Below are 219 nucleotides of genomic sequence, written 5' to 3' on the forward strand. Positions count from 1 at the left end.
TCTGGTCCATGTGCGACGCCTTCCAGACCGTCACCACGACGTGCCGCCCGCTGTAGCCCGACGTACTGACGTCCGTGACGTAGTGCGCCTGGTAGGGGTAGCGGCCGGTCCTCTTCACCAGCTCGAGGTCGTCCCACCCGATCAGCTCGTACTCCGGGTTGAAGCCCTGCTTGGTGACGTAGACCTCGAGCCAGTCCGCGCCGTGCCGGGCCTCGTCGT

1 protein-coding gene is annotated in these 219 nt (G+C 66.7%); it reads right to left on the minus strand.

Going from position 1 to position 219, the window contains the following annotated elements; all coding sequences use genetic code 11:
* On the minus strand, positions 1–219 hold a 219-nt coding region (locus CCN42_RS45425), incomplete at both ends, for a lytic polysaccharide monooxygenase (protein WP_245877688.1).

It is taken from the genome of Streptomyces glaucescens, from assembly GCF_002154375.1.
Lineage (GTDB): Bacteria > Actinomycetota > Actinomycetes > Streptomycetales > Streptomycetaceae > Streptomyces > Streptomyces glaucescens.